This is a genomic window from Mesorhizobium sp. KR9-304 (assembly GCF_040049215.1).
Classification (GTDB): domain Bacteria; phylum Pseudomonadota; class Alphaproteobacteria; order Rhizobiales; family Rhizobiaceae; genus Mesorhizobium_K.
Map to the genome: position 1 here is coordinate 1,730,627 of NZ_JBDZDN010000001.1, position 26,579 is coordinate 1,757,205.

Annotated in this window: 30 protein-coding genes; 10 read left to right on the forward strand and 20 right to left on the reverse strand. The window is 65.1% G+C overall.

The features are described from left to right. Positions 1–70: 70 nt before the first annotated feature. The 15 genes from pal to ABLE71_RS08355 all read right to left on the reverse strand — a co-directional run bounded on the left by pal (position 71) and on the right by ABLE71_RS08355 (position 12,145). Entirely contained in the window at positions 71–574 is a 504-nt protein-coding gene (gene pal, locus ABLE71_RS08285) for a peptidoglycan-associated lipoprotein Pal (protein ID WP_348782862.1), read from the reverse strand. Between the two features lie 213 nt (positions 575–787). Then, positions 788–2,104, reverse strand: coding sequence for a Tol-Pal system beta propeller repeat protein TolB (tolB, locus tag ABLE71_RS08290; RefSeq protein ID WP_348782863.1), 1,317 nt, complete (start codon positions 2,102–2,104; stop codon positions 788–790). Positions 2,105–2,145: 41 nt separating this feature from the next. Beyond that, the gene (locus ABLE71_RS08295) at positions 2,146–3,198 is read right to left on the reverse strand and encodes a hypothetical protein (RefSeq protein ID WP_348782864.1); all 1,053 of its coding nucleotides are present in this window, start codon (positions 3,196–3,198) and stop codon (positions 2,146–2,148) included. 56 nt (positions 3,199–3,254) lie between these two features. Next, complete coding sequence (tolR, locus tag ABLE71_RS08300; protein WP_348782865.1) at positions 3,255–3,713, reverse strand: protein TolR; 459 nt, start codon at positions 3,711–3,713, stop codon at positions 3,255–3,257. 10 nt (positions 3,714–3,723) lie between these two features. Continuing rightward, positions 3,724–4,434, reverse strand: a complete 711-nt coding sequence (tolQ, locus tag ABLE71_RS08305) for a protein TolQ (protein WP_348782866.1) — start codon at positions 4,432–4,434, stop codon at positions 3,724–3,726. Between the two features lie 239 nt (positions 4,435–4,673). Further along, positions 4,674–5,135 (reverse strand): tol-pal system-associated acyl-CoA thioesterase, encoded by a 462-nt coding sequence (gene ybgC, locus ABLE71_RS08310; RefSeq protein ID WP_348782867.1) that lies wholly within the window; start codon positions 5,133–5,135, stop codon positions 4,674–4,676. A gap of 1 nt (position 5,136) precedes the next feature. After that, positions 5,137–6,177, reverse strand: coding sequence for a Holliday junction branch migration DNA helicase RuvB (gene ruvB, locus ABLE71_RS08315; protein WP_348782868.1), 1,041 nt, complete (start codon positions 6,175–6,177; stop codon positions 5,137–5,139). Next, positions 6,174–6,572: a type II toxin-antitoxin system VapC family toxin gene (locus ABLE71_RS08320; protein ID WP_348782869.1), complete on the reverse strand. Its 399-nt coding sequence runs from the start codon at positions 6,570–6,572 to the stop codon at positions 6,174–6,176. Before ABLE71_RS08320 ends, ruvB begins: the two co-directional genes overlap by 4 nt. Beyond that, positions 6,569–6,850, reverse strand: a complete 282-nt coding sequence (locus ABLE71_RS08325; protein ID WP_348782870.1) for an AbrB/MazE/SpoVT family DNA-binding domain-containing protein — start codon at positions 6,848–6,850, stop codon at positions 6,569–6,571. Before ABLE71_RS08325 ends, ABLE71_RS08320 begins: the two co-directional genes overlap by 4 nt. A gap of 66 nt (positions 6,851–6,916) precedes the next feature. Further along, entirely contained in the window at positions 6,917–7,537 is a 621-nt protein-coding gene (gene ruvA / locus ABLE71_RS08330; protein ID WP_348782871.1) for a Holliday junction branch migration protein RuvA, read from the reverse strand. Positions 7,538–7,562: 25 nt separating this feature from the next. Then, complete coding sequence (ruvC, locus tag ABLE71_RS08335; RefSeq protein ID WP_348782872.1) at positions 7,563–8,075, reverse strand: crossover junction endodeoxyribonuclease RuvC; 513 nt, start codon at positions 8,073–8,075, stop codon at positions 7,563–7,565. 122 nt (positions 8,076–8,197) lie between these two features. After that, the gene (locus ABLE71_RS08340) at positions 8,198–8,725 is read right to left on the reverse strand and encodes a DUF1465 family protein (RefSeq protein WP_348782873.1); all 528 of its coding nucleotides are present in this window, start codon (positions 8,723–8,725) and stop codon (positions 8,198–8,200) included. A gap of 363 nt (positions 8,726–9,088) precedes the next feature. Beyond that, on the reverse strand, positions 9,089–9,505 hold the full coding sequence (locus ABLE71_RS08345) for a hypothetical protein (RefSeq protein ID WP_348782874.1): 417 nt from the start codon (positions 9,503–9,505) through the stop codon (positions 9,089–9,091). 182 nt (positions 9,506–9,687) lie between these two features. Next, complete coding sequence (locus ABLE71_RS08350) at positions 9,688–11,328, reverse strand: acyl-CoA synthetase (RefSeq protein ID WP_348782875.1); 1,641 nt, start codon at positions 11,326–11,328, stop codon at positions 9,688–9,690. Positions 11,329–11,371: 43 nt separating this feature from the next. Beyond that, positions 11,372–12,145, reverse strand: a complete 774-nt coding sequence (locus ABLE71_RS08355) for a sulfite exporter TauE/SafE family protein (RefSeq protein WP_348782876.1) — start codon at positions 12,143–12,145, stop codon at positions 11,372–11,374. Between the two features lie 169 nt (positions 12,146–12,314). Between ABLE71_RS08355 and ABLE71_RS08360 the strand changes: the two genes are divergently transcribed. The 7 genes from ABLE71_RS08360 (at position 12,315) to ABLE71_RS08390 (ending at position 18,415) form a co-directional block, all read left to right on the forward strand. Continuing rightward, positions 12,315–12,980, forward strand: coding sequence for a thiamine phosphate synthase (locus ABLE71_RS08360; RefSeq protein ID WP_348782877.1), 666 nt, complete (start codon positions 12,315–12,317; stop codon positions 12,978–12,980). Further along, a complete protein-coding gene (locus ABLE71_RS08365) occupies positions 12,977–13,945 on the forward strand; it encodes a tetratricopeptide repeat protein (RefSeq protein ID WP_348782878.1) in 969 nt (322 codons plus the stop codon). The genes ABLE71_RS08360 and ABLE71_RS08365 overlap by 4 nt, the downstream gene beginning before the upstream one ends. A gap of 117 nt (positions 13,946–14,062) precedes the next feature. Further along, positions 14,063–14,629: an elongation factor P gene (efp, locus tag ABLE71_RS08370; protein ID WP_348782879.1), complete on the forward strand. Its 567-nt coding sequence runs from the start codon at positions 14,063–14,065 to the stop codon at positions 14,627–14,629. Positions 14,630–14,646: 17 nt separating this feature from the next. Then, the gene (locus ABLE71_RS08375) at positions 14,647–15,447 is read left to right on the forward strand and encodes an inositol monophosphatase family protein (protein WP_348782880.1); all 801 of its coding nucleotides are present in this window, start codon (positions 14,647–14,649) and stop codon (positions 15,445–15,447) included. A gap of 107 nt (positions 15,448–15,554) precedes the next feature. After that, positions 15,555–16,244, forward strand: a complete 690-nt coding sequence (locus ABLE71_RS08380) for a hemolysin III family protein (protein ID WP_348782881.1) — start codon at positions 15,555–15,557, stop codon at positions 16,242–16,244. Positions 16,245–16,348: 104 nt separating this feature from the next. Then, positions 16,349–17,371: a MotA/TolQ/ExbB proton channel family protein gene (locus ABLE71_RS08385; RefSeq protein ID WP_348782882.1), complete on the forward strand. Its 1,023-nt coding sequence runs from the start codon at positions 16,349–16,351 to the stop codon at positions 17,369–17,371. Between the two features lie 12 nt (positions 17,372–17,383). Then, on the forward strand, positions 17,384–18,415 hold the full coding sequence (locus ABLE71_RS08390; protein ID WP_348782883.1) for a peptidoglycan -binding protein: 1,032 nt from the start codon (positions 17,384–17,386) through the stop codon (positions 18,413–18,415). Positions 18,416–18,418: 3 nt separating this feature from the next. Here the strand turns inward: ABLE71_RS08390 and ABLE71_RS08395 are convergent, their stop codons facing one another. Then, on the reverse strand, positions 18,419–18,772 hold the full coding sequence (locus ABLE71_RS08395) for a DUF1304 domain-containing protein (RefSeq protein ID WP_348782884.1): 354 nt from the start codon (positions 18,770–18,772) through the stop codon (positions 18,419–18,421). A gap of 276 nt (positions 18,773–19,048) precedes the next feature. Between ABLE71_RS08395 and ABLE71_RS08400 the strand changes: the two genes are divergently transcribed. Beyond that, positions 19,049–20,536: a carboxypeptidase M32 gene (locus ABLE71_RS08400; protein WP_348782885.1), complete on the forward strand. Its 1,488-nt coding sequence runs from the start codon at positions 19,049–19,051 to the stop codon at positions 20,534–20,536. 162 nt (positions 20,537–20,698) lie between these two features. After that, complete coding sequence (locus ABLE71_RS08405; RefSeq protein ID WP_348782886.1) at positions 20,699–21,472, forward strand: MBL fold metallo-hydrolase; 774 nt, start codon at positions 20,699–20,701, stop codon at positions 21,470–21,472. Between the two features lie 4 nt (positions 21,473–21,476). On the opposite strand, the gene ABLE71_RS08410 is transcribed toward ABLE71_RS08405, so the two are convergent. From ABLE71_RS08410 to obgE, 4 genes are read right to left on the reverse strand one after another with little or no spacing between them, the layout of a single operon-like run. Further along, entirely contained in the window at positions 21,477–22,061 is a 585-nt protein-coding gene (locus ABLE71_RS08410) for a nicotinate-nucleotide adenylyltransferase (RefSeq protein ID WP_348783698.1), read from the reverse strand. A gap of 60 nt (positions 22,062–22,121) precedes the next feature. Beyond that, the gene (locus ABLE71_RS08415; protein WP_348782887.1) at positions 22,122–23,408 is read right to left on the reverse strand and encodes a glutamate-5-semialdehyde dehydrogenase; all 1,287 of its coding nucleotides are present in this window, start codon (positions 23,406–23,408) and stop codon (positions 22,122–22,124) included. A gap of 3 nt (positions 23,409–23,411) precedes the next feature. Beyond that, positions 23,412–24,563, reverse strand: a complete 1,152-nt coding sequence (gene proB / locus ABLE71_RS08420; RefSeq protein ID WP_348782888.1) for a glutamate 5-kinase — start codon at positions 24,561–24,563, stop codon at positions 23,412–23,414. A 9-nt stretch (positions 24,564–24,572) separates the two neighbouring features. Further along, positions 24,573–25,610, reverse strand: coding sequence for a GTPase ObgE (gene obgE, locus ABLE71_RS08425; RefSeq protein WP_348782889.1), 1,038 nt, complete (start codon positions 25,608–25,610; stop codon positions 24,573–24,575). Between the two features lie 112 nt (positions 25,611–25,722). Between obgE and ABLE71_RS08430 the strand changes: the two genes are divergently transcribed. Next, positions 25,723–26,571: an endonuclease/exonuclease/phosphatase family protein gene (locus ABLE71_RS08430; protein WP_348782890.1), complete on the forward strand. Its 849-nt coding sequence runs from the start codon at positions 25,723–25,725 to the stop codon at positions 26,569–26,571. The last annotated feature ends 8 nt before the right edge of the window (positions 26,572–26,579 follow it).

Below are 26,579 nucleotides of genomic sequence, written 5' to 3' on the forward strand. Positions count from 1 at the left end.
TTTGCATGCCCCGAAAGTGAAAAAGGCGGCCATTTCGGCCGCCTTTTGACACGAGTGTGACCGATTGGCCTCAACTGCCGGCGCCGCCCAGGGTCGTCACCGCGCGGCGGTTCTGCGACCAGCAGGAGATGTCGTCGCACACCGCGACCGGCCGTTCCTTGCCGTAGGAGATCGTCTTCATGCGATTGGCCGCCACGCCACGGGCGGTAAGATAGTCCCGCGTTGCGGCGGCGCGGCGCGCGCCGAGCGCAATGTTGTACTCACGGGTCCCGCGTTCGTCGGCGTGGCCTTCGATGACGATGGCGTACTGCTTGTACTGGTTGAGCCACTGCGCCTGGCGCGCGAGGATGCCCTGTGCGTCGGCGCGGATCACCGAGCTGTCGGTGTCGAAGAAGATGCGGTCGCCGACATTGACGGTAAAGTCCTGGGCCGAGCCGGGGGTCGCCGCACCGCCGGCGAGACCGAGGTCCGCCGCATTGTTCGGCGTCTTCTTGTTGGCGCAGCCCGCGATCGCGAGCGTCAGGAACAGCGCCACGATCAGCGGATTTCTTGTTATTGCTGCGATGCGGCGCATGCCGGCCTCTCCTTCGCATTCGAGTGATTTCGTTGATCAACCAGTAACCACATCGCGGTTAACCGGCGTTCAAGAAACATGGTTAATTTTGTCTGGCTCTCGCCCGTCCGCGATCAGCCAGCCATTGTTTCCAGCATGCCCGTGTTCCCTTGGCGGAAATGCGGCGCGAACACGGCGCGTTGATGGCCGCGCCGCCGATGGTTAAAATTCGATCTATTCCAGCAGCGGCGACCAGGCCGGATCGGACGCGAAGTTCTGCGTCGGGATCGCCTGTTCGTTGCGGCCGGTCAAATCGATCGAATGAAGCCTAGGCCCGCCCGACCCCGCCGCCTCGCGGAAGAACATCAGAACGCGGCCGTTGGGCGCCCAGGTCGGGCCCTCCTGCTGGAACCCCGACGACAGGATGCGTTCGCCCGATCCGTCGATCTTCATGACGCCGATCTGGAATTCGCCCCCGGACTGCTTGGTGAAGGCGATGAGGTCGCCGCGCGGCGACCAGACCGGCGTCGAATAGCTGCCGCCGCCGAACGAGATGCGCGTCTGGCCGGAGCCGTCGGCGCCCATCACGTAGATTTGGGGTTGGCCGCCGCGGTCGGACGTGAACACCACCCGGCTGCCATCAGGCGAATAGGACGGCGAGGTGTCGATGGAGTTGGAATCGGTGAGACGCGTCGTCGTGCGGCTTCTCAGATCCATGGCGAAGACGTTGGAGTTGCCGTCCTCGCGCAGCAGGCTCATGATCACCTTCTGGCCGTCCGGCGAGAAGCGCGGCGCAAACGTCATGCCCGGGAAGTTGCCGACGAGTTCGCGCTGGCCGGTCTCGATCTGCAGCAGATAGACGCGCGGCTCGCCACCCTCGTAGGACATATAGGTGATTTCCTGGCGGGTCGGCGAGAAGCGCGGCGTCAGCACGATGGCGCGGCCGTCCGAAAGGTAGCGGATGCCGGCGCCGTCCTGGTCCATGATGGCCAGCCGCTTCTTGCGGTCGTTCTTGGGGCCGGATTCGTCGATGAACACGACTCGCGTGTCGAAATAGCCCTTCTCGCCGGTCAGGCGCTCGTAGATCGCATCGGCGATGATATGGGCGACGCGGCGGGAATTTGCCTTGTTGGCGAAGAACTGCTCGCCGATCAGCTGCTCGCCGGCGAACGTATCCCACAGGCGGAACTCCGCGCGCAGACGCCCGTCGCCCTCCTGGGTGACGCGGCCTGTGACCAGGGCCTGCGCGTTGATGACCTTCCAGTCCTCGAAACGCGGCGCGGCGTCCGGGTTCGATATCTTCTCGATGAAGGCGCCCTTGTCGATCGGCGCGAACAGGCCGGAGCGCTGCAAGTCGGCGGCGATGACGCCGGTGATCTCGGCGCCCAGCGCGTCGCTCGACAGGAAGTCGGTGATGGCGATCGGCAAAGGCTCGATATTGCCTTTGTTGACGTCGATCTCGACCAGCGCGCGCGCCGGCAGCGTGGCGGCGATGCTCAGGCTTGCGGCAATTGCGGCGGCGGTCAGGATCGCTCGGAAGAATCGTTTCATGCGGGGGAACCTCTTTGGCTAAAGTCCATGGGGACGTCGCGTCAGAACATTTCGCTTGGGTCGAAATTGACGATGACATCCGCCCAGGCTTCGTATTTTTCGGCGGGGAGATTGTAGGGGGCGCAGCGCGACACGGCGCGGCGCGCCGCCTCGGCCGCGGCGCGTTCGACGCCGGCGCTGCCGCCGCCGCTGATGATTTGCGGGCTGCCCTCCAGCGCGCCGGTACGGTCGAGCTTGAACTTGACGGATACGCGCAGGTCGCCGGCATCGGCCGCACCCGCGGGGATGTTCCAGCAACGCTGCACCTGGCCGCGCAGGGCATCCATCTCGCTTTGCGAAAGTTTCTCGCCGCTGGTCGTCCTGTCGCCGCCGAGCGAGGCCGTCTCGGTCGAGCGCTTGGCGCCGCCGCCGGACGCCTTCTCCTTGTTGAGGAGCGCTGCCACCTCGTCGGCGTCGAATTCCTTTTCCTCGGATTTCGGCTTGGCGGCCGCCTGCTTGACCGGCTTCTCGGCTTCCTTGCGGTCCGGCGTCTTGGCGGTCTGCGCCTGCGGCGGCTTCGGCTTCGCCTCGGGCGCCGGCGCCTCGGTCGGCAATTCGATCGCGTCGGCCTCAGTTTCGTTGGCGGCGATCGCCTCGCTTACCGGATCGGGCTTCACTTCCTGCTTCGGCTCCGGGTTCGGCATCACCTCGGTCGCGGGCGCGGCGGTCTTGGGCTCAGGCTCGGCGACCGGATCGGCTTGCTCGACCGGCTTGGGCTCGGGCTTGGGCGCCTCCTTGGGCATGGCCGCGGCCTCGACCTGCTTTTCCGTGACCTCGGGCGTCGCCTTCTTGTCGGTGTCGACCTTGTTCTCGCCGGCTTTTTCGGCGTCGGGCACCGTATCGGTCTTTTCGGTTGGCTTGGGCGTCGGCTTCTCGTTGACGGCCGCCTTCTTGTCGCCCTGCTGGATCTGGGTAATCGATTCCACCGGCACCAGGTCGACCGGAAGCGACTCCATGTCGAGAACCTCGAACGGCTTGGGCGCCGACAGCGAGATCAGCCCGAAGCCGAGCAGCGCCGCATGCAGCATTACCGATGTCGTCAGGCCGGTCTTCATGGGCGGGACGCGACCCTTCCGTTTCTCGTCGTCGCTATCAGCTTGCCGGTCATGCTTCAGGTGTCGTCCTGATCCTGCAGCGTGACGAGGCCGATCTTGGTGTAGCCGGCGGCCTGGATGCGGGCCATGACCTGCATCACAATGCCGTAATTCGTCGTCTTGTCGCCGCGCACGTAGATGCGCTCCTCATAGCCGGTAGTGGCGATGGCGCTGAGCTTGGCGACCACCTCGTCGAGCGGTATCTCCGTCTCCTGCAGATAGATCTGGCCATTCTCGTTGACGGATATGGTGATCGGCTGCGTTTCCGGGTTCATCGCGTTGGCCCGCGTCTCGGGCAGGTCTATCGGCACGCCGACGGTCAACAGCGGCGCGGCGACCATGAAAATGATCAACAGCACCAGCATGACGTCGACGAACGGCGTCACGTTGATCTCCGATATCAGGCCGTGATGGCGGCCGCGCCGCCTGTGGCCGCGCCCGCCCCGTCCGCCTGTCGATCCTACAGACATGCCCATGGTCTATTCCTCAAGCCTTCTGCGCGACTTTTTCATCAATTTGCCGCGAGAGTATGGCCGAGAACTCGTCCGCGAAGCCCTCCATCCGCATCGCGATCTTGCCGGCATCCGATGACAGCTTGTTGTAGGCGATGACGGCGGGGATGGCGGCGAGCAGGCCGATCGCGGTGGCCAGCAGCGCCTCGGCGATGCCCGGAGCGACGACGGCGAGGTTGGTCGACTTCGACCCGGCGATGGCCTGGAAGGATGTCATGATGCCCACCACCGTGCCGAACAGGCCGATGAAGGGAGCGGCCGAGCCAATGGTGGCGAGGAAGCCCAGCCTGCCTTCGAGCCGCTCCATCTCACGGGTCAGCGCAAGGTCCATCGCCTTGTCGATTCGCGTCTGCAGCCCGAGCGGCGACTTGGCGCCCTTCTCGAAGCTCTTCTTCCATTCGCGCATGGCGGCGACGAAGATCGAACCCATGCCGGCCGTCTTGCGTTCGGACAGGGTCTTGTAGAGCTCCTCGAGCGACTGGCCAGACCAGAAGACCTGCTCGAAGCGGTTGAGCGCGCTGCGCATACGGGCATAGGAGATAAGCTTGTCGACGACGATGGCCCAGGTCCAGATCGAGGCGGCGAGCAGGCCGATCATCACCAGTTTCACGACCCAGCCTGCCTGGGCGAACAGGTGCCACACGGACAATTGAACGCCGGGCTCGGCGAGAGGGAGATTTTCCATACAGAGGTCCTTAAGATTTCCGGGCGTGGCTGGCGGCTGGCCCTGGCGCATGTATCCGTTGGTCCGTTCGCGCGATGCTTCCGGAAACGCCCCAAAATGCGCCGTTCGCGGCCTTTTCAGGACAAATGTTGGTGAAAGGAAGGCGCGCGGATTTCAGTGCAATCCTCACCGACTTCTTCATGGACTGTTATGGTTAAGGATGGGTTAGGACGTATGGCCGCAGGCTGCGGCGGGCCATCTCACGCGCCAGCGGGCAGGAAGGCGGCGATCCACTCGGCGGGAAAACGCTTCGGCCTGCCATCTTCGCCGACGATCGCGGCTTCGACCCTGGCCGTCACCAGCAAGGTGTCGCCGCGCTTCAGCTCCTGCGCCATGAAGATGCGCGCGCCGGAGATTTTCTCGGTGCGCGTGTCGATGGTCAGCACGTCGTCCATGCGGGCGGGCTTGCGAAAATCGATCTCCATGCGCCTGACGACCCATACGATCTTCTCGCCGCGCATGCCCTCGGCCAGTTCCGTGTGGCGAACGCCCGCGAGCCGCAGATAGTCCGAGCGGCCGCGCTCGAAGAACTCCAGGTAGCGCGCGTGATAGACGAGGCCGGAGAAATCGGTGTCGGCGTAATAGACGCGCGCAAGCAGCCGATGGCCGAACGGTGTCAGTTCGCCAGAGAGGCCGGCGGCAAGGGCTTGCTCCTCGCTCACCTCAATCCTCTTCCTGGAACAGGTTGATCTGCCGCTGCGCCAGATCCTTCGGCGCCTCCAGCCCGAGATGGCGCCAGGCATTGGCCGTGATCATGCGGCCGCGCGGCGTGCGCTGGATGAATCCCTGCTGGATCAGGAACGGCTCGATGATGTCCTCGATCGCATCGCGCGGCTCCGACAGTCCCGCCGCGATCGTCTCGATGCCGACCGGACCGCCGCCGAAATTATTCGCGATCATCGACAGATAGCGCCGATCGAGCTGGTCGAGGCCGAGCGCGTCGACTTCGAGCCGCAGCAGCGCCTCGTCGGCGACTTTTCGCGACACGTGGTCGACGCCGGCGACTGAGGCGAAGTCACGAACGCGCCTGAGCAGCCGGCCGGCGATGCGCGGCGTGCCGCGCGCCCGCCTTGCGATCTCAAGGGCGCCGTCGTCGCCGAGCGGCAGGCCAAGGATGCGGGCGCCGCGGCGCACGATCTGCTCCAGCTCCTCGACCGTGTAGAAGTTCAGCCGGACCGGAATGCCGAAGCGGTCGCGCAGCGGGTTGGTGAGCAGGCCGAGCCGCGTCGTCGCCGCGACCAGCGTGAATTTGGCCAGGTCGATCTTGACCGAGCGCGCCGCCGGCCCCTCGCCGATGATGAGGTCGAGCTGATAGTCCTCCATCGCCGGATAGAGGATCTCCTCGACCGCCGGATTGAGCCGGTGGATTTCGTCGATGAAGAGAACGTCGCGGTCTTCCAGATTGGTCAGCAGCGCCGCCAGGTCGCCGGCCTTGGCGATGACCGGCCCCGAGGTCGAGCGGAAGTTGACGCCGAGCTCGCGCGCCATGATCTGCGCCAGCGTCGTCTTGCCGAGCCCCGGCGGCCCGACGAAGAGCACATGGTCGAGCGCCTCGCCCCGGCCCTTGGCGGCCTCGACGAAGACCTTCAGATTGGCGCGCGCGGCAGCTTGGCCGATGAACTCGTCGAGCGTCTGCGGCCGCAGCGTCTGGTCCACGTCCTCGCCGCGCTTTTCAGATGAAATGAGACGCGGGGCGAGGCTCACGCGAGCAGTTCCATGCCCGCAACGGATCTTGCCGCGCCTTCATCGAAGGTGAAGGTGCGGGCCGCTCCAAGTTCACGGTTCCGCAACGCGATGATCATGTCGGCGAAATCCGCACTCCCTCCCTCATAGGTCGCCAGGGCCTTGCCTACAACTTCCAGCGATTCGAACTCGATAAACTCGACGCCGAGAAGGTCGCGCATGACTGCCGCAAGCCTCGCCTGGGGAAGTTTGTATCGCGACCGCAAAACCCAGAAAAACTCCATCAGCACAGGCAGATTGACAAATCCACGCTCGTCTTCCCCGAGACCTTTCAACAAGCGCTGCGCCGCTCTCGACTGGACCGGGTCATCGTTCAAGGTCGCACGCAGCAGAATATTGGTGTCGAGACCGATCAAACGCCCGACCTGCCATGGCCTATCTTGCGACCCTCGACATGGTCGCTGACGCCCTCGCCTATAGCGCGATCGTAATCGTCCGTCGTTGTGCCCGGTATCGCATACTCGGCCAACGCGCCGAACAAGATGTCCACCGGGCGGTTGCGCGGGATGATCAGATATCCTTGTTCTATCTCGATAAAAGCAATGCGATCGCCCGTATGGAGCCCGAGCTTTTCACGGACTTCCGCGGGGATCGTTGTCTGCCCCTTGCTTGATATCCTTGCTTCTATGCCCATTGTAAGAGTTTACCCGGTTCTCCTTACATTCTAAGAGAATGCATAGGGATGTGCAATGGATAACCGTTAGCGCGCCAGTTCCTTCAACCCCAGGCGGATCAGCTTCGGCGAATCCGCGTCTTCTCCGGCCGATTTCATCGCCGCGGCAATGGCGTTGGCGGCGATGTCGCGCGAGTAGCCGAGATTGACCAGGGCGGAGACCGCGTCCGCGATGGGCGCCGGCGCGACGCCCTCGCCCAGTTCCTGCTTCAATCCGATCATACCCGACGCTGTACCCGCATAGGCCGGAGCCTTGTTCTTCAGCTCGGTCACGATGCGCTCGGCGACCTTCTTGCCGACGCCGGGCGCCCGGCTGACCGTCGCAATGTCGCGCAGCGCAATCGCGTTGGCGAGATCGGCAGGAGCCAGCGTCGACAGGATCGCCAGCGCCACCTTGGCCCCGACACCCGGAACGTTATTCTGCAGTAGCCGGAACCACTCGCGCTCCAGCGGCGACTGGAATCCGTAGAGTCGGATCATGTCCTCGCGAACATAGGTTTCGATGAAGAGCGTCACCGCTTCGCCCGGCCCGGGAAGCTGGGCAAGCGTGCGGGCAGAACAATGGGCGACATAACCGACGCCATGCACGTCGACCATGCAATGGTCCTCGCCGATCTCGTCGAGCGTGCCCTTCAGCTTGCCGATCATGCCCCCATCCTCAAGCGGCGGCCCATCAAGCGATCGCCCTGGCCAGCCGCGCCGCCGGGCTTTGCATGTGGTGGGCGTGGCAGATGGCGATCGCCAGCGCGTCGGCGGCATGCTCGCTGTCGAAAACCGCCTTCGGCATCAGCACCTTCACCATCATGTGGATCTGCTGCTTCTCGCAATGGCCGACGCCGACCACCGCCTTCTTGACCGCGTTTGGCGCATATTCGGCGACATCCAGCCCCGCCAGCGCCGGCACCAGCATGGCGATGCCGCGCGCCTGGCCGAGCTTCAGCGTCGCCACCGCGTCCTTGTTGACGAAGGTCTGCTCGACAGCAGCCTCGGCGGGTGCCTGGCGCTCAAGCACTTCGCGCAACCCGTCATGCAATTGCCTCAGCCGCACGGCGAGCGTCGCCTTGTCGTCGGACTTCACCGTGCCGGCGGCGATGAAGCGCAGCGAATTGCCTGATGTTTCCACCACGCCCCAGCCGGTCCGCCTCAATCCTGGGTCTATGCCGATGATGCGAATCGCCTGTTGCATTGCGGAACTCTATCGTTCCGCGGAGGCGATGCCACACAATTGTGAACAAAGCAGAAACAGTTGCGCCGGGTGGCGCGCGTTTTCAGGGGATATCCGCCCCGAAGGACGCCGCTGCGGGAAGATCAGCCGCGCGCGAAGGCGGTGTTCAGAAGCGTGATCTGGTCCGAGACCGGGTTCGGGCTGCGCGTGCCCGGCAGCTGAACGACCGTGTTCTTACCGTAGATCTCGTCGTCCATCCGCCGCACCAGCGCCTGCAGGCTGAGCGAGCGGTTGACGAGGTCCACGAAAGGCTTGGGAAGATCGGCCCAGCCGCTCGCCTCGGCATGAGCCGACGCCGTGTCGAGCCGCACCTTGGCCTTCTCGATGGCGACCTGGTCGCGGCTCATCTCTCCGGAATTGGCGGCGCGCTGAAGGAGCAGCCACGAGGCGACCTGCATCAGCCGCGTGGTGAGCCGCATCGATTCGGCCGCATAGAGCGTGGCCGCCAGTCGCGACAGCTTCTTGGCCTCGGCGCGCCCTTCGCCGTCGAGATATTCGGCGGCGTGCTCGACCAGCGACATGCCCTCATTGTAGAGCGGCTTGAACGACGGCGAGAACACACGACGCTCCGCGAGCTTGATCGTCTTGCCTTCCGTGGAGGGCTCGCTCATTTCCCATACGCCCCTGAACTGTCTTTTTCGCACGGGCTTGCGGCAAACCCAGTGCCGACTCGCCGTGTTTTTCCGCAACCCTACGACGAGCACGTTGAAAATGCGCTGCGAAGCCATGCAACGCAAGCGTATGTTTAATAAAAGGTTAATGACGGAGGCCGGAACGTTGCGGGGCGCAGCACCGGCACGGCGGCCCGCGGCAAAAAAAGAGCCGCGAAAGGCGGCTCTCAGGAGTTTAACAGGGAGGCGTCAAACGAAGTGGCTCCAGCCACTCGGTAAGAATCCAGATCACTGGATGCACACAGTAAACGCCTGTAAAGCTTAACCGACAGTTAACGGGCCGCCGGAAATCAGCGAAAAATGTTACCGGTTCGCCGTCACGCCGTTGGCCACGCCGGCCCCTGCAGGCCGCCACAGGGCGGACAGCGCGATCCAGGCAAAAAGCAGCGTCGCCGCGAAGAAGACGAGCGACGCGGTGCCCAGCACCGGCTCGACCGACAGGTTGCCGCCATAGAGCATGTAGAGCGTAGCCATCATAACGACGCTGCTGATCGCCGAAAGCCAGAAGTGGACGACGGCAAGGCGCGAATTCCGCGCCGCCGGCACCAGATGGTAGAAGAAGGCGAAGACGGAGGACATGACCCAGCCGAGCACCATGATGTGAGCGTGGGTCGGCATCTGCGCGTGATCATGGCTCATGGCCATCGAGAGGCCGAGGGTCATTCCGATGATCGAATAGATGACGGCCAGAGTGAAGAAATTGCGCGCTACGCCCTGCATGGTGCCTCCTTGAGATTTGACAGGTGCCTGAATCAGCGTCGTTCTGCGGCCGATGCGTTTCAGGACCATGTCGCCGCGAACGGCTCGCGATTCCCGGACGATACGCAAGCCGCCGCATGCCGCCCATGATGGGCTGGAAACCTTGCCCGTGGATGAAGGGGAAACGCCAGCAAGCCGGCGCTTCAGCCCGTCTTCGCCAGATCGCGCAGCTTGAACTTCTGGATCTTGCCGGTCGAGGTTTTCGGGATCTCGGCAAAGATCACCGCCTTCGGCACCTTGAAGCGCGCCAGCAGCGAGCGGCAATGCGCGATGATCTCCTCCTCGGTGGCCGCAGCACCCGGCTTCAGCTCGACATAGGCGACGGGCACTTCGCCCCACTTCTCGTCCTGCCTGGCGACGACGCCGCAGGATTGGACGGCCTTGTGCTTGTAGAGCGCGTCCTCGACCTCGATCGAGGAAATGTTCTCGCCGCCCGAGATGATGATGTCCTTCGACCGGTCCTTCAGCTGGATGTATCCGTCCGGATGCATCACGCCGAGATCGCCCGAGTGGAACCAGCCGCCGGCGAAAGCCTCTTCGGTGGCCTTCTTGTTTTTCAGGTACCCCTTCATGACGATGTTGCCGCGGAACATGACCTCGCCGATCGTCTCGCCGTCCGCCGGCGTCTCCTTCATCGTTTCCGGATCCATCACGGTCAGGCCCTCGAGCGGCGCGTAACGCACGCCTTGCCGCGCCTTCTTCGTCGACTTGGCGTCCCGTTCCAGCGCGTCCCACGCGTTGTGCCATTCGTTGACGACAGCCGGGCCGTAGGTCTCGGTCAGGCCGTAGAGATGGGTCACCGCGAAGCCGGCGTCGGCCATGCCGGCGAGCACCGCCTCCGGCGGCGGCGCGGCGGCCGTGTTGAAACTCACGATCTGCGAGAACTCGCGCTTGTCCTCGGGCTTGGCATTGATCAGCGTCGACATGACGATTGGGGCACCGCAGAGGTGGGTGACGCCCTGGTCCGCGATCGCGTCGTACATCGGTTTCGGCCTGACCCAGCGCAGGCAGATATGGGTCCCGGCATGGACGGCCAGCGTCCACGGAAAGCACCAGCCGTTGCAATGGAACATCGGCAGCGTCCAGAGATAGACCGCGTGCTTGGCCATGCCGGCATGAATGGTGTTGGCATAGGCCATCAGCGCCGCGCCACGATGATGGTAGACGACGCCCTTTGGGTTGCCGGTCGTGCCCGACGTGTAGTTCAAGGACAGCGCATCCCATTCGTCGTCGGGCATTGACCAGGCGAAATCCGGGTCACCGCCGGCGACGAATTCCTCATAGTCGAGCGTGCCAATCCGTTCGCCTTTCGGATAGGGCGCGTCGGCGGCATAGTACGGATCGTCGTAGTCGATCACCAGCGGCCTGGCCTTGGCCAGCGCCAGCGCTTCCTTCATGACGCCGGAAAACTCGCGGTCGACGATCACCACCTTCGCTTCGGCGTGGTCGAGCTGGAAGGCGATGATGGCCGCATCCAGCCTGGTGTTCACCGAATGCAGCACCGCCTTGACCATCGGCACGCCAAAATGCGCCTCCAGCATCGGCGGCGTATTGGACAGCATCGCCGTCACCGTATCGCCCTTGCCGATGCCGCGCTTGGCCAGCGCCGAGGCAAGCTGAAGAGAGCGGCGCCAGAAATCGCGGTAGCTGGTGCGCTGGCCGCTATGCACGATGGCGAGATGATCCGGATATGTCTTCGCCGCGCGTTCGAGATAGGTAATCGGCGTCAGCGGCTGAAAATTCGCCGGCTGCCGGTCGAGATCCTGTTCGTAGGGATTGCTCATGAATCCTCCCCCCCAAATCCGTTCGGTCCAGTTTGCCGGCCGTTCAACGGAACACGTCCAGCGCGCCATCGTAAATCAGCTTCACGGCTATGATGGCAACTGTACAATAGGTGAAGGGATAAAACACTTCCGGCCGCATCCTTCTGACCAGCCAGGCGCCGGCCAGCGTGGCCAGCGGTGCGACCGGCATCAGCACGGCGGACGCGGTCAGGTTGGTGGCGTCGAACTGCCCGAGCAGGAAATAGGGCACCAGCTTGATCGCGTTGGTGATGGCGAAAAAGATCACGCTCGTGCCGGTGAACACTTTGGGGTCCATCCTGAGCGGCAGCGCATAGACCTGGAAGGGCGGGCCGCCGACATGGGCGACGAAGCTGGTGAAGCCCGCGACCAGCCCCCAGAAAGATCCCGCGACGCGGCTCGGCTTGGCCGCGTGGTTGGCGCCGTGGCGGGCCAGCTGGTAGAGCCAGCGCCCCACGAACACGATGGCGATGGCGCCGACGATGAAGCGCACCATGGCGGCCGTCACCATCGCCGCCGTCAGCCAGCCTATGCCGATCCCGATCAGCGAACCCGGCAGCATGACGGCCAGAGTGGCGCGGTCGTAGACGCCGCGCCAGGTCCACAGCGACACGATATCCATCAGCACCAGGATCGGCAGCAGGATCGCCGCCGCCTGCACCGGGCTCATCACCAGCGCCATCAATGGCACGCCGACAAAACCGACAGCACCCCCGAATCCGCCCTTGGAAAGGCCGACGAGAGTGACGGCCGGCAGCGCGGCCGCGTAGAACCAGGGGTTGGCGAGGAGATCGTACATTGTGGGACGCTGAAGGAAGACGCGGTGCCATAGCTCGAAATCCGCCGCGAGGCGAACGGATTATGGTCCCGGCCGGGAAATCCGCCTTCTGTTCAATTCGCCGGCCTTCGTCTATGCCGCATTCCAACCAAACTCGCCCTGCATAGGCGACGAAGCCGGAAAGCCGAACATGAACGCAAAATCGCCGCCCAATCGCTGCCGCATCGTGCTGATCTCGCCCGCTGGCGAGACCGCGGACAGCTTTTCGGCGAAGTTGTCCGCAGCCATCGCCGGCGGCGACATCGCCTCGGTCATCCTGCCAGCGAACGGCATGGACGAAGCCACCTACCAGGCTTTTGCCGAACGTATCGTTCCGATCGCCCAGGCAGCCGGCATAGCTGCGATCATCGCGGAAGACACGCGCATTGCCGGCCGTGTCAAGGCCGACGGAATCCATATCGACGGCGGCAAGGCGGCGCTTGCCGAGGCGGTCGCAAGCTTCCAGGCAAAAATGGCGGTCGGCGCCGGTGGGGCAAAAACCCGCGACGATGCGCTTGAGCTGGGCGAGGAACGGCCCGATTACCTCTTCTTCGGCCGTTTCGGCTACGATAACCGGCCGGAGGCGCACCAGCGCAATCTCTCGCTCGGGAGCTGGTGGGCGGAAATGATCGAAATACCGGTGATCGTGATGGCGGGATCCGACCTTGCTTCCGTCGAGACGGTGGCCGCGACCGGCGCGGATTTCGTCGCCCTGTCGAGCGCGGTGTTTGGCGAAGGCATCGACGCAAGGGCCGCCGTTCAGCGCGCCAACGCGATCCTGGACGAAACCGCGCCGAGCTTCGAACCGGCCAAATGACGACGGCGCGGCGGCTTCTCTTGATCGTGCCGGCGCTGCTCGCCGTCCTGCCGGCATATGCGGCGGGCGAGGTCGCGCCTGCCAAGGATGCCGCCGGCGCGACGGACGAGACCGTCGACCAGGAGCGCTTCGGCGGTCCGCCGGCCGACGCCGCCTACGGGGCTTTCCAGCGCGGCCTCTACATGACAGCGCTCAACCTCGCCATGCCGCGCGCGGAAGCTGGCGATTCGGCCGCGCAGACGCTGGTCGCGGAGATTCTTTCGCGGGGGCTCGGCGTAGCGCGCGACGAGGCCAAGGCCGCGAAATGGTACCAGCTCGCCGCCGAACAGGGCGTGCCGGAGGCGCAGTTCCAATATGCGCTGCTGCTTCTCGACGGGCGTTTCGTGACGAAGGACCCCCAAGGGGCCTATGCGCTGATGCAGGCGGCGGCCGAGGCGGGAAACCGGCTGGCGCAGTTCAACTTCGCCCAACTCCTCATCGACCGCGAGCGGGGCGCGGCCGGCCTGACCAAGGCTGTATCCTATTATCAGCGCGCGGCCGACGCGGGCCTTGCCGACGCGCAATATGCCATGTCGCAGGTCTACGCCAACGGCGCCGGCGGCAAGAAACGCGACGAGGCCGAGGCGCGCCGCTGGCTGCTCGCCGCCGCTCGGCAGAATTTCGACACCGCGCAGGTCGACCTCGCCACCTGGCTGATCGAAGGCCGCGGCGGTCCGCGCGACCTCAAGGCCGGTTTCGGCTGGATGAAGCGCGCCGCCGACAGCGGCAACGTCGCCGCGCAGAACAGGGTCGCGAAGCTCTATATGGGCGGCATCGGCACCGAACCGAACGCGATAGACGCCGCCGCCTGGTATTTCCTCGCCCGCCGCCAGGGCCTGACCGATCCCGAGATGGAGGATTTCCTGCGCGGCCTGACCGAGGACGAGCAGAAACAGGCGCTCGCCCGGGCGAACCGTCTGCGCTAGGGCCTCTCCGGCCGCCTTCCTCATCTGCCTCGCCGTCTTGCCTCAGTGGACGTTTTGTGTTCATGGAGGCGCCGAAACGCCGGCCAGGCGCAAATTTCTCCGGAACACTGTAGAACAATGGCCAAGATAAACGGCAACGAAATCCGTCCCGGCACGGTCATCGAGCACCAGGGCGGCCTGTGGGCAGCGGTCAGGACCAACACGGTCAAGCCCGGCAAGGGCGGCGCCTACAACCAGGTCGAGCTGAAAAACCTCATCAACGGCACCAAGCTCAACGAACGCTTCCGCTCCGCCGAGACGGTCGAGCAGATCCGCCTCGACCTGAAGGATTTCTCCTTCCTCTACGAGCAGGGCGACGCGCTGATCTTCATGGATACCGAGACCTACGAGCAGCTTGAGCTGCAGAAGGAGTTCGTCGGCGACCGCGCCGCTTTCCTGCAGGACGGCATGATGGTCACCGTCCAGCTCTACGGCGAGAAGCCGATCGGCATCTCGCTGCCCGATCAGGTCACGCTCGCCATCACCGAGGCCGATCCGGTCGTCAAGGGCCAGACAGCAGCGTCGTCCTACAAGCCGGCTGTTCTCGAGAACGGCATCCGCGTCCTGGTGCCGCCGTTCATCGGATCCGGCGAGCGCATCATCGTCGACACCAACGAACTCACCTACGTCCGCCGCGCGGACTGAACCGGCGGCAGCGACAAATGGCACGCTCAGCACTCCTCAACGTCATGGTCCAGGCCGCCATGAAGGCCGGCCGCTCGCTGTCGCGCGACTTCGGCGAGGTGCAGAACCTGCAGGTCTCGCTGAAGGGTCCGGGCGACTATGTCAGCCAGGCCGACCGCAAGGCCGAGGAGATCATCCATGCCGAGCTGGCCCGCTCCCGCCCTGGCTACGCATTCCTTATGGAGGAGCGTGGCGCTATCGCCGGCGAGGACGACCAGCACCGCTGGATCGTCGACCCGCTCGACGGCACCACCAACTTCCTGCACGGCATTCCGATCTTCTCCGTCTCCATCGCGCTGGAACGCCAGGGCCAGATCGTCGCCGGCGTCATCTACAATCCGGCGATGGACGAGCTCTACAGCGCCGAGCGCGGCGGCGGCGCCTTCCTCAACGATCGCCGGCTGCGGGTCTCCGGCCGCACCAAGCTGTCCGATGCCGTCATCGGCACCGGCGTGCCGCATCTCGGCCGCGGCCATCATGGCAACTACCTCCTCGAACTGCGCAACGTGATGGGCGAGGTGGCGGGCGTCCGCCGGCTCGGCTCGGCTGCGCTCGACCTCGCCTATGTCGCCGCCGGCCGGATGGACGGTTTCTGGGAGCAGAACCTGTCGCCGTGGGATGTCGGCGCCGGCATTCTGCTGGTGCGCGAGGCCGGCGGCTTCGCCACCGACAAGTCGGGCGGCCAGGACATGTTCGGCACCGGCGACATCGTCGCCGGCAACGAGGCGATCCACCGCGCTCTGCTGAAGACGCTGAAGAAGCCGGTGCCGCCGCGCTGATTTCGTTCGGCTTCGGCCCCGCGCGCATGCGCCGCGGTCATGAAACGGTCATCCGGCCTTGCAATCCTTGCCCGCATGTTCCCACATAAACGGCATGCAGGTCGGTCATGCATAGCAGCGGCAACGATTCCCATATCGACATCCCCTTCTGGGGCCGCTTCCACTATTCGCGCGCCGAGATCATCGCCGACGGCATCGTCCATGCGGTCGGCATCGTGCTGGCGATCGCCGCCGGCGCGGCGCTGCTGTCGCTGGCGGCCTTCCATGCCGGTCCGGGCGAATATGTCGCCGCGGTGTTCTATGTCGTCTCGCTGCTGACGGTGCTGTCGATCTCGCTCGCCTACAATCTCTGGCCGCTGACGCCCGCCAAGTGGATCCTGCGCCGCTTCGACCACGCCGCGATCTACCTGCTGATCGCCGCGACCTACACGCCGTTCCTGACACAGCTCGACGATGCGGCCGTCACCGGTCCGATGATCGCCGTCGTCTGGGCCGCGGCTCTCGCCGGAATGGCGGTAAAGCTCTTCCTGCCCGGCCGGTTCGACCGGCTGGCCATCGTCTTCTATCTCGCCATAGGCTGGAGCGGCATGGTCGTCATCCGCCCGCTGCTTGACACGCTTCCGCCGCTGACGCTCGGGCTGATCCTGGCCGGCGGCATCGTCTATTCCTGCGGCGTGGTCATCTTTGCCTGGAAGGGGCTGCGTTTCCACAACGCCCTGTGGCACGGTTTCGTCGTCACCGGGGCCGGCCTGCACTGCGCCGCTGTGATCGATTGCATGGTCGTCGCGCGCTTTTGATCGGCGCGACGGACGGCCTCTTGGCCGTTAGCGTCTTCCCATTTCGTCATAATTCCGCTTAGAGTCCCAAAGAGTTTATCGCCGGGAACGGATTCGGGGCGAGAATGGGCATACTGAGATCCTTTGGACTGGTCGGCTCATCGGATGTGATGGAGTACGACCCGCACAGGCTGTCGAGCCCGCAGGTCTTCGTTCTGTCGATGCTGGTGTTCCTCGCCATCGTCGCTTTCATCGCCGCCATCCTCACCCGCCAGATCTCCGCCGCCTTCTCCAGCAACCCCGGTCTGAACGGCCTGATCCTCGGCGTTTTCGTGGTCGGCGTCTTCCTGGCCTTCCAGCAGACAGTGCGGCTCTTCCGCGAGGTGCGCTGGATCAACTCCTTCCGCGCCGGCTCCGAGGTCAACGAACCGGTGCTGCTGGCGCCGATGAAGGCTTTGCTGTCGCGCTCCTCGAGCATGTCGCTTTCGACCGCCTCGATGCGCACCATGCTCGATTCGATCGCCACCCGGCTCGACGAGAGCCGCGACGTCTTGCGCTACCTTACCGGTCTTTTGATCTTCCTCGGCCTGCTCGGCACCTTCTGGGGTCTGCTCGCGACCATCGGCTCGATCAGCGACACCATCCAGTCGCTCGATCCCGGCTCGGGTGACAGCGGCGCGGTGCTCGACTCGTTGAAGGCGGGTCTCGCCGCTCCGCTCGCCGGCATGGGCACCGCCTTCTCGGCGTCGCTGTTCGGCCTGTCCGGCTCGCTTGTACTCGGTTTCCTCGATCTTCAGGCCGGCCGCGCGCAGACGCGGTTCTACACCGAGCTCGAGAACTGGCTCTCCTCGGTCACCGACTTGTCCTCCGACATGGTCGTTCCGGATGCGGGCAGGGGCGAGACTTCGGACGAGATCCGCGCGCTGTCGGAGCGCCTGCGCAGCCTGCAGGAGCATGGCGGCTCCAACCCGCGCGTCGCCACCGCCATGGCCAATCTCGCCGACGGCATCTCCGGCCTGGTCAAGAATATGCGTTCGGAACAGCAGATCATGCGCGACTGGGTCGAGGCGCAGTCCGAGGAGCAGAAGGCCATGCGCCGCACGCTCGACCGTCTCGCCGACCAGCTGAAGAACCGGGAACTCAACTAAGGACCAGACCGAATGGCGCTTGCAAGGGCAAGGCGCGGCAACCGCCACATCGACTATTGGCCGGGCTTCGTCGACGCCCTGTCGACGCTGCTGATGGCCATCATGTTCCTGCTCTCGGTCTTCGTGCTGGCGCAGTTCCTGCTCAGCCGCGAGATCAGCGGCCGCGACGAAGTGCTGGCGCGGCTCAATTCCCAGATCAACGAGCTCACCCAGCTCCTTGCGCTGGAGCAGAGCACCACCCAGGACGCCCAGGACAGCGTCGCCAATTTGCAGGCCTCGCTCAGCGCCGCGGAGAACGAGCGCTCCCGGCTGCAGCAGCTTCTGGACCAGGGCGCCGGCGCGGATTCGCAGGCCAATGCCCGCATCAGCACGATGTCGGGCGAACTGGACGCGCAACGGCAGATCAGCCAGCGCGCGCTCTCCCAGGTCGAACTGCTCAACCAGCAGATATCGGCGCTGCGCAAACAGATCGCAGCGCTCGAAGAGGCGCTCGACGTGTCGGAGGCGCGCGATCGCGAATCCAACACCAAGATTGCCGATCTCGGCCGCCGGCTGAATGTCGCGCTGGCGCAGCGCGTGCAGGAACTCAACCGCTACCGTTCCGATTTCTTCGGCCGCCTGCGTGAAATCCTGTCCGACCGCGAGAACATCCGCATCGTCGGCGACCGCTTCGTGTTCCAGTCCGAGGTTCTCTTCCCCTCGGGCTCCGACGAGATCAACGATGCCGGGCGCGTCGAGATGAAGAAGCTCGCCGACGCCATCATCGAGTTGCAGCGCGAAATCCCGCCGGAGATCAGCTGGGTGCTGCGCGTCGACGGCCACACCGACAATGTCCCGGTCTCGGGCAACCGCCGCTACCGCGACAACTGGGAACTTTCCTCGGCCCGCGCGACGTCGGTGGTCAAATTCCTGATCGAAAACGGCGTGCCGGCAAACCGCCTCGTCGCCGCCGGCTTCGGCGAATTCCAGCCGCTCGACGAGACCGGCACAGACGAGGCGCGCACCCGCAACCGCCGCATCGAGCTCAAACTCACCGAGCGCTGAGCTTCACCATCCCGCCCACAGCGCAATCAGCGCCAGTGCCGCCGGCAGGGCCTGCAGATAGAGGATGCGCCGGCTGACGGTCACCGCACCAAACACGCCGGCGACGACGATGCAGGCGAGGAAGAACGTCTTCACGGCGAAGCCTGGTTCGCCGAGCCAAAACCCCCAGGCGAGCCCCGCAACGAGAAAGCCGTTGTAGAGTCCCTGGTTCGCCGCCAGCGCCTTCGATGCGGCGGAGAATTCGGGCGTCGTGCGAAACGTCTTGCGGCCGAGCGGCCGGTCCCAGGCAACCATCTCCAGATACATGAAATAGACATGCAGCGCCGCCACCAGCGCGATCAGAATAGTGCTGAGCATCTTACCTCCGGGCACGGCCGCCGTGGATGAAGCCGCCCCGACATTAGTTCGCCCGAATAAATTACGCCATTCGGATCAACGGGAAGTGCGCGTTCTGAAGAATTTTCGTCCGCGATTTGTTCATGCGTCGCCTTCCACACCCCGGCTTCGCAAAAACGAAGCGCGGCAACGATTTCGCGTGTCCGCAGTCCGGTGTGAACAGCGGGCCGCATCTCGTACTTGCCGTTGCCCCGCCCATGCTGTTCTTTCGCAGCTCAACAAACGAACGGAATCGCCATGTCCTTCCAAAAACTCGACGAACTCGGCCACAAGCTTGAAGCGCTGGAGCATGCGCTGGCCATCCTGGGCGCGGACGAGGCAACGCATATGGCGGTCGGCGGCGGCGACAAGCGCGCCGCGGCGATGGCTTCGCTTGCCGGCATGCTGCACCGCCAGGCAACCGCGCCCGAGATAGCCGACTGGATCGAGGCGGCCGAAGCCGAGCCGCTCAACGAGGATCAGCAGGCAGCCCTGCGCGAATTGCGCCGCCACTATGCCAACCTTACCTGCCTGCCAGCCGAATTCGTCGAGCGGCAGACGGTCGCCCGCATGCGATCCGAGCAACTGTGGCGCAGCTTGCGCGGCGTGAACGACTGGGCCGGTTTTCTGCCGGCGCTCGAAGGCGTCATCGCACTGGTGCGCGAGGAGGCCGCCATGCGTGCCGACAAGCTCGGTCTCGATCCCTATGACGCGCTGATGGAACAGTACGATCCCGGCAACCGCGCCGCCGACATCGCGCCGGTCTTCACCGAGCTGAAGGCGTTCCTCAGGGATTTCGTGCCGGAAGCGCTGGCTGTCCAGGAAGAGCGTCTCGCCAAGGCGCCGCTCAAGGCGCTGTCCGGAAACTATCCTGTTGAGCGCCAGCGCGAGCTCGGGCTGGCGATGATGGCGGCGGTCGGCTTCGACCTCACCCATGGCAGCCTTGCGGTGTCGCACCATCCCTTCTGCGGCGGCGTGCCGAGCGACGTGCGCATCACCACGCGCTACCGCACCGGCGATTTCCTGTCGGCGCTGATGGGCGTGCTGCACGAGACCGGCCATGCGCTCTACGAGCAGAACCTGCCCGGCGAATGGGCGCACTGGCCACTCGGCAAGGCGCGCGGCATGGCCGTGCATGAAAGCCAGAGCCTGTTCGTCGAAAAGCAGCTCGGCCGCAACCCGGCCTTCTGGGTCTGGGCCCTGCCGGTGGTCGAAAAACATCTCGGCGAAGACTGGTCGCTCCAAGACATCCTGCCGCATGTGCACCATGTCGAGCGCGGCCTGATCCGCGTCGACGCCGACGAGGTTACCTATCCGCTGCACGTCATCCTGCGCTTCGAGCTGGAGCAGGAGCTGGTCTCTGGCCGGCTCGAGGCGGCGGACATTCCGGACGCCTGGGACGCCAAGATGCGCGACTATCTCGGTCTCTCGACGGAGGGCAATTTCGCCGACGGCCCCATGCAGGACGTGCATTGGCCGGGCGGCGCCTTCGGTTATTTCCCCTCCTACACGCTCGGCGCCATGATGGCCGCGCAACAATGGGCGGCGCTGAAGCGCGAACATCCTTCGGTCGACGAGGACGTGTCGAAGGGCCGGTTCGATGGGGTCAACGAATGGCGGCGCGAAAAAATCTGGTCGCAGGGCTCGCGCTGGTCGACGCCCGAACTGATCGAGCGCGCCACCGGCGAGAAGCTCGCCGCCCGCCATTTCACCGAGCACCTGAAGCAGCGCTACGGCAGGGTGTGAGGGACCCGCAAACGACGTGGGAGGAGAGACGGCATCTCCAGCGTTCACGCCGTACTCACGTTCGCGCGAGGCGCTTGCCGGCGAAACGCTTTCGCCTAGGTTAGCGACATGGGGCGGCTGCATTTCGCCGGACCGCAGACATCATTCGAGGGAGGTTTCGCAATGAAATTTTCGCGACGCGACACGCTGCAGCTCGGGCTTGCGGGGCTCGCCGGCTTCGGGGTAACGACCTTCATGCCGTTCACCGCACGGGCGCAGGGCAAGGGCGACAGCTACAAGACGATGGGCGGCGAGATCCTGATCAGCCCGATCAGCCATGCGAGCTTCGTGATGAGCATGCCGGGCCTGGTCATCTACAACGATCCGGTGGGCGGCAAGGAACTCTATGAGGGCCATCCGACTGCCGGGCTGGTGCTGATCACCCATGAACACCAGGACCATTTCGATCCCGAAACGCTGGCCGCCATTGTCGGCGCGGACACCAGGCTCGTGGTGAACCCGGCGGTGATGGACAAGCTGCCGGCCGACCTCAAGGCCAAGGCGGCAGCGATCGGCAATGGTGAAAAGACCACGATCGGCACGGTCGAGATCGAGGCGATCCCGGCCTACAACACCACCGAGGATCGCAAGAAATATCATCCGCAGGGGCGCGACAATGGCTATGTGCTGACCGTCGACGGGTCCCGGGTCTACATCGCCGGCGACACCGAGGACATTCCTGAGATGCGCGCGCTCAAGGACATCCTGGTGGCCTTCGTGCCGATGAACCTACCCTACACGATGGACGAGACACAGGCGAGTTCGGCGGTGACGGAATTCAAGCCGGCCTTCGTTTATCCCTATCACTACAAGGGCAGCGACCCGCAGGCTTTTGCCGCAAAGCTGGCTGCGGCAGCGCCTGATATCAAGGTGGTGCAGGGCGCCTGGTACGGGTAAGCGGCTACTTCCGCGCCGCGCGGATGGCCGTGGAAGACAGCCGCGAGCGCGGGCCGTGGATGAAGGTCCATGCCGGCGCCCTCATGCGGGCCAGAAGCGGCGCGTCGGCCTCGTCGACCCGGGCATAGTCGAAGGTCTTGGCCACCATCGACGACAGAAATGACAGCGTCGAGCCCGGCCGGTCGATGACGGCGATCGGAAAGGTCATGACGATCTGTTGCCAACGCTGCCAGCGATGAAAGTCGCGCAGACCGTCCGCGCCCATCACCCAGACGAAATCGACGCCGGGATTCCTGGCGCGCACCAGCGCAAGCGTGTCTGCCGTGTAGCGCAGATGATGGGCGGCTTCGAAGGCGGTCACCTTGATGCGCGGATCGCCGGCCACCGCTTCCGAAAGCTTCAGCCGCTCGGCGAGAGGCGCCAGTTCGGTGCTCGACTTCAGCGGATTGCCCGGCGTGACGATCCACCAGAGCTGGTCGAGCGCCAGCCGTCTCAGCGCGATCTCGGCGACAAGCGCATGGCCGGCATGCGGCGGATTGAACGAGCCGCCGAACAGGCCGACGGCTTGGCCCTTCTCGACATGCGGCATGCGCAGGTAGTGCGCTGGAACCGGCGGCACCGGCGCTTCAGGAGACGAAAGCAAAGCAGATCAAGGCCGCACCTGCCCGATTCCGCGCACGCGGTATTTGAACGAGGTCAACTGCTCGACGCCCACCGGTCCGCGCGCATGCATCTTGCCGGTGGCGATGCCGATCTCCGCACCCATGCCGAACTCGCCGCCGTCGGCGAACTGGGTCGAGGCGTTGTGCAACAGTATGGCCGAATCGATCTCGTTGAAGAAGCGCTCGACGGCGGCAGCATCCTCGGCGACGATGCCTTCCGTGTGGTGCGAGGAATGGGTCTCGATGTGCTCGATGGCGTCGCCGACGCCCTCGACGAGTTTCGCCGAGATGATCGCGTCGAGATATTCGGTCGTCCAGTCGGCATCCGTGGCGAGCTTCGCCTTCGGGAAGGCGGCGACCACTTCTTCCGACCCCCGGATTTCGCAGCCGGCCTTGTCGAGCGCCTCAAGGATCGGCGCCAGATGCGTGGAAGCGACGGCTCGGTCGATCAGCAGCGTCTCGGCGGCGCCGCAAATGCCGGTGCGGCGCATCTTGGCGTTGACGGCGATCGCAACCGCCATGTCGAGTTTGGCCGACCGGTCGATGTAGAGGTGGCAGATGCCTTCAAGATGCGCGAAAACAGGCACGCGCGCCTCCTTCTGCACTCTGGCCACGAGGCTCTTGCCCCCGCGCGGGATGATGACGTCGAGATTGCCCTGGAGGCCCGACAGCATCTCGCCGACCGCCGCGCGGTCGGCTACGGGCACGAGCTGGATCGCATCCTCGGGCAGGCCGGCGACCGTCAGGCCCTCGACGAGGCAAGCGTGGATCGCGGCGGAAGAATTCAGCGAATCCGAGCCGCCGCGCAGGATGACCGGATTGCCGGCCTTCAGGCAGAGCGCGCCGGCGTCGGCCGTGACGTTCGGCCGACTCTCGTAGATCACGCCGATGACGCCGAGCGGCGTGCGCACACGCTCGATGTGAAGGCCGTTCGGCCGGTCCCATTGGGCGATGACCTCCCCGACAGGGTCCTTCAGCGCCGCGATCTCGCGGATGCCTTCGGCCATGGCCTTGACACGTGCCGGATTGAGCTTCAGCCGGTCCATCATGGCCGGCGACAGCTTGGCCTCCTCGCCATTTGCCACATCGATCGCATTGGCTTCGAGGATCGCCTTTTCGTTGCCCTCGATGGCGTCGGCCATGGCGATCAGCGCCGCGTTCTTTTGAACCGGACCGGCGACGGCGAGCGGGCGGGCAGCCGCGCGCGCCTTGCGGCCGATTTCGGCCATCAGGGCGGTTGTGTCTTCGCGGGATTTTTCATGCGCCTTCAGCATGGCTCACCCTTTCGCTTCCTTGCGGTACTCTAGGCCGGCGCGGCTTACCACCAGGTCGTCGCGATGCACCATCGCCGATCTCGCCTCGTAGCCAAGCACGGCCTCGATCTCCGCGGTCTTCAGCCCGGCGATCCTTACGGCATCGGCGGCATCGTAGGCAACCAGCCCGCGCGCGATCTCGAATCCCTCGGGCGAAAGTACCGCCACCGTGTCGCCGCGCGAGAAGCTGCCGCTGACCAGCCTGACGCCCGCCGGCAGCAGCGACTTGCCCTGTAACAGCGCGCCTATCGCGCCGGCGTCGACGGTCAGCCGGCCGGCCGGCTCAAGCTGGCCGGCGATCCAGCTCTTGTACCCCTTCACCGGCGTGCGGCTCGGATGGAACAGGGTGAAACGCTCGCCGCGCTCCATGGCAGTCAACGGGTTCAGCCGCGCGCCCGAGGTGATGATCATGGCGGTGCCGGCGGTGGTGGCGATCTTGCCGGCGTCGAGCTTGGTGCGCATGCCGCCGCGCGACAGTTCGGACGCGGCGGCACCCGCCATCGCCTCGATCTCGGGTGTGATGCGCTCGACCACCGGCAGGAACTTCGCGTTGGGATCAGTCGCCGGCGGGGCGGTGTAGAGCCCGTCAATGTCGGAGAGCAGCACCAGCAGGTCGCCGCCCATCATGGTCGCGACACGCGCCGCCAGCCGGTCATTGTCGCCGTAGCGGATTTCGGAGGTCGCGACCGTGTCATTCTCGTTGATAACAGGAACGGCCTTCATCTTGAGCAGCGTGCCGATCGTGGCGCGGGCGTTGAGATAGCGGCGGCGCTCCTCCGTGTCGCCAAGCGTGAGCAGGATCTGGCCGGACTTCAGCCCCTTGCGCCCGAGTTCCTCCGACCACGCGCCGGCAAGCGCGATCTGGCCGACGGCCGCGGCTGCCTGGCTCTCCTCGAGCTTCAGCGCACGCTTGCCGAGGCCGAGGATGGTACGCCCCAGCGCAATGGCGCCGGAGGACACGACCAGAATTTCGGCGCCATCAGCGGCGAGCGCGGCGATGTCGTCGGCGAGCGACGCGAGCCAGTCGCGCTTGAGGCCGGTCGAACGATCGACCAGCAGCGCCGAGCCGATCTTGACCGTGATGCGCTTGTATTTTTTCAGCGACTGGGTCGTCATCGCCAGAACCTATTTCTGCCAGCGCGCTTCGCCGGAGGTCACTTCAGGAGCCGCCTCGCGCGCAGTGTGAACTTCCGCGATCAGGGCGCGCAGCACCGCCTCGACGCCTTCGCCCGACACCGCCGACAGCATCAGCGGCGCGCGGCCGGCGGCGCGTTTGAGCGATGCCGCCTTCTTCTTCGCCGCTGCCGCGTCGAGCGTATCGACCTGACTGAGCGCCAGGATTTCCGGCTTTTCGTCAAGGCCGTTTCCGTAAGCCGCGAGCTCGGCGCGGACCGTCTTGTACGCCTTGGCCGGGCTCTCCTCCTGCGCGGAGACAAGGTGGAGCAGCACGCGCGTGCGTTCGACATGGCCGAGGAAACGGTCGCCAATGCCAACGCCTTCGTGCGCGCCTTCTATCAGGCCGGGAATGTCGGCAAGCACGAATTCGCGCCCGTCTATGCGGGCGACGCCGAGGCCCGGATGCAGCGTGGTGAACGGATAGTCGGCGATCTTCGGCTTGGCCGCCGTCACCGCCGCCAGGAAGGTCGACTTGCCGGCATTGGGCAGTCCGACAAGCCCGGCATCGGCGATCAGCTTGAGGCGCAGCCAGATTATGCGCTCCTCGCCGGGCTGGCCGGGATTGGCGCGGCGCGGGGCCTGGTTGGTCGAGGTCTTGAAGCGCTGGTTGCCGAAGCCGCCATTGCCGCCCGCAGCCAGCCGGAATTTTTGTCCGACCTCGGTCAGGTCGCAGATCAGCGTCTCGTTGTCGTCCTCGTAGACCTGCGTGCCGGCCGGCACTTTCAGCGTTACGTCCGCGCCCCTGGCGCCCGTCATGTTGCGGCCCATGCCGTGCACGCCCGTCTTGGCCTTGAAATGCTGCTGGTAGCGGTAGTCGATCAGCGTGTTCAGCCCGTCGACGGCCTCGACCCAGACGTCGCCGCCGCGCCCGCCGTCGCCGCCGTCCGGCCCGCCGAACTCGATGAATTTCTCGCGGCGGAACGACACCGCGCCGGCGCCGCCGTCGCCGGAGCGTATGTAGACTTTCGCCTGGTCGAGGAATTTCATCTAACGGACAACGATCTGCTGTTTATGGAGTTTGTGGCTTCGTCTATCGCAAAGAACCGGCAAGCGCGAGTGCCGGCCTGGCGAATGGAATAGCCGGCACATAGGGGTTTTCATGAAGCTCGTCACCTACAATACCCAATATGGCGTCGGCCGCGACGGCAAGTTCGACCTCGAGCGCATTGCGAAAGAGGTCGAGGGCGCCGACATGATCACGCTGCAGGAAGTGACCAGGAACTTTGCGCGAAACGGCGGCGTCGACATGGTCGAAGGGCTGGCGGCGCTGCTGCCCGGCTACTTTCACGTCTTTGGTGCCGCCATGGACCTCGACTTCGGCGCCATCGACGGCGAGGGCCGTCCGCTCAACAGGCGCTTTCAGTTCGGCAACATGGTGCTGTCGCGCTGGCCCGTGGTCGCCTCGCGCAACCTGCTTTTGCCGCGCACCCTGAGGACGAGCCGCGGCAATCTCCAGCGCAGCGCGCTGGAAGCGCTGGTCATCGCCCCGTCCGGACCGCTCAGGGTCTATTCCGTGCATCTCGACCACGTCTCCGTTACCGAACGGACCCTGCAGATCCACGATCTCAAGCAGCGCGCCTTCGCTTATGTGGGCGAGGGCGGGGCAATCAGCGGCTCGGCCGAATACGGCTTTCCCGAGCCGCCGCGCCCGCAGGGTTTCGTCCTGATGGGCGATTTCAACATGGACCGTTTCTCGCCCGAATACGCGCTCATGGTCGGCGAGCGGGACGAAGCCTCGCCCGAAACCGATCCCGTCGACGTCTATTCGCTGGGCAGCGGCCTGCCCGAGGGCACGGTCAGCTGGGTCGACGACGCCAAACCCGAGGACAACAGGCTGATCGACTTCGCCTTCGTCGAGGCCAGCCTCGCCGGGAGGGTCGGCAAGGTCTGGATCGACCGCGACGCAAAAGGTTCCGATCATCTGCCGGTCTGGTTCGAGCTGGCGTGATGCCCCGG

Bases quoted from the DNA above. Each gene is read 5' to 3' on its own strand.
- ABLE71_RS08295 (WP_348782864.1), bottom strand. From the start codon at position 3,198: ATGAAGACCGGCCTGACGACATCGGTAATGCTGCATGCGGCGCTGCTC.
- ABLE71_RS08410 (WP_348783698.1), bottom strand. From the start codon at position 22,061: ATGCCGCATGTCGAGAAGGGCCAAGCCGTCGGCCTGTTCGGCGGCTCG.
- ruvC (WP_348782872.1), bottom strand. From the start codon at position 8,075: ATGCAACAGGCGATTCGCATCATCGGCATAGACCCAGGATTGAGGCGG.
- ABLE71_RS08325 (WP_348782870.1), bottom strand. From the start codon at position 6,850: ATGGGCATAGAAGCAAGGATATCAAGCAAGGGGCAGACAACGATCCCC.
- tolR (WP_348782865.1), bottom strand. From the start codon at position 3,713: ATGGGCATGTCTGTAGGATCGACAGGCGGACGGGGCGGGCGCGGCCAC.
- pal (WP_348782862.1), bottom strand. From the start codon at position 574: ATGCGCCGCATCGCAGCAATAACAAGAAATCCGCTGATCGTGGCGCTG.
- tolB (WP_348782863.1), bottom strand. From the start codon at position 2,104: ATGAAACGATTCTTCCGAGCGATCCTGACCGCCGCCGCAATTGCCGCA.
- ABLE71_RS08360 (WP_348782877.1), top strand. From the start codon at position 12,315: ATGAACGCAAAATCGCCGCCCAATCGCTGCCGCATCGTGCTGATCTCG.
- ABLE71_RS08375 (WP_348782880.1), top strand. From the start codon at position 14,647: ATGGCACGCTCAGCACTCCTCAACGTCATGGTCCAGGCCGCCATGAAG.
- obgE (WP_348782889.1), bottom strand. From the start codon at position 25,610: ATGAAATTCCTCGACCAGGCGAAAGTCTACATACGCTCCGGCGACGGC.
- ABLE71_RS08430 (WP_348782890.1), top strand. From the start codon at position 25,723: ATGAAGCTCGTCACCTACAATACCCAATATGGCGTCGGCCGCGACGGC.
- ABLE71_RS08350 (WP_348782875.1), bottom strand. From the start codon at position 11,328: ATGAGCAATCCCTACGAACAGGATCTCGACCGGCAGCCGGCGAATTTT.
- ABLE71_RS08355 (WP_348782876.1), bottom strand. From the start codon at position 12,145: ATGTACGATCTCCTCGCCAACCCCTGGTTCTACGCGGCCGCGCTGCCG.
- proB (WP_348782888.1), bottom strand. From the start codon at position 24,563: ATGACGACCCAGTCGCTGAAAAAATACAAGCGCATCACGGTCAAGATC.
- ABLE71_RS08385 (WP_348782882.1), top strand. From the start codon at position 16,349: ATGGGCATACTGAGATCCTTTGGACTGGTCGGCTCATCGGATGTGATG.
- ruvA (WP_348782871.1), bottom strand. From the start codon at position 7,537: ATGATCGGCAAGCTGAAGGGCACGCTCGACGAGATCGGCGAGGACCAT.
- ABLE71_RS08395 (WP_348782884.1), bottom strand. From the start codon at position 18,772: ATGCTCAGCACTATTCTGATCGCGCTGGTGGCGGCGCTGCATGTCTAT.
- ABLE71_RS08390 (WP_348782883.1), top strand. From the start codon at position 17,384: ATGGCGCTTGCAAGGGCAAGGCGCGGCAACCGCCACATCGACTATTGG.
- ABLE71_RS08365 (WP_348782878.1), top strand. From the start codon at position 12,977: ATGACGACGGCGCGGCGGCTTCTCTTGATCGTGCCGGCGCTGCTCGCC.
- ABLE71_RS08345 (WP_348782874.1), bottom strand. From the start codon at position 9,505: ATGCAGGGCGTAGCGCGCAATTTCTTCACTCTGGCCGTCATCTATTCG.
- efp (WP_348782879.1), top strand. From the start codon at position 14,063: ATGGCCAAGATAAACGGCAACGAAATCCGTCCCGGCACGGTCATCGAG.
- ABLE71_RS08380 (WP_348782881.1), top strand. From the start codon at position 15,555: ATGCATAGCAGCGGCAACGATTCCCATATCGACATCCCCTTCTGGGGC.
- ABLE71_RS08415 (WP_348782887.1), bottom strand. From the start codon at position 23,408: ATGCTGAAGGCGCATGAAAAATCCCGCGAAGACACAACCGCCCTGATG.
- tolQ (WP_348782866.1), bottom strand. From the start codon at position 4,434: ATGGAAAATCTCCCTCTCGCCGAGCCCGGCGTTCAATTGTCCGTGTGG.
- ABLE71_RS08405 (WP_348782886.1), top strand. From the start codon at position 20,699: ATGAAATTTTCGCGACGCGACACGCTGCAGCTCGGGCTTGCGGGGCTC.
- ABLE71_RS08400 (WP_348782885.1), top strand. From the start codon at position 19,049: ATGTCCTTCCAAAAACTCGACGAACTCGGCCACAAGCTTGAAGCGCTG.
- ABLE71_RS08340 (WP_348782873.1), bottom strand. From the start codon at position 8,725: ATGAGCGAGCCCTCCACGGAAGGCAAGACGATCAAGCTCGCGGAGCGT.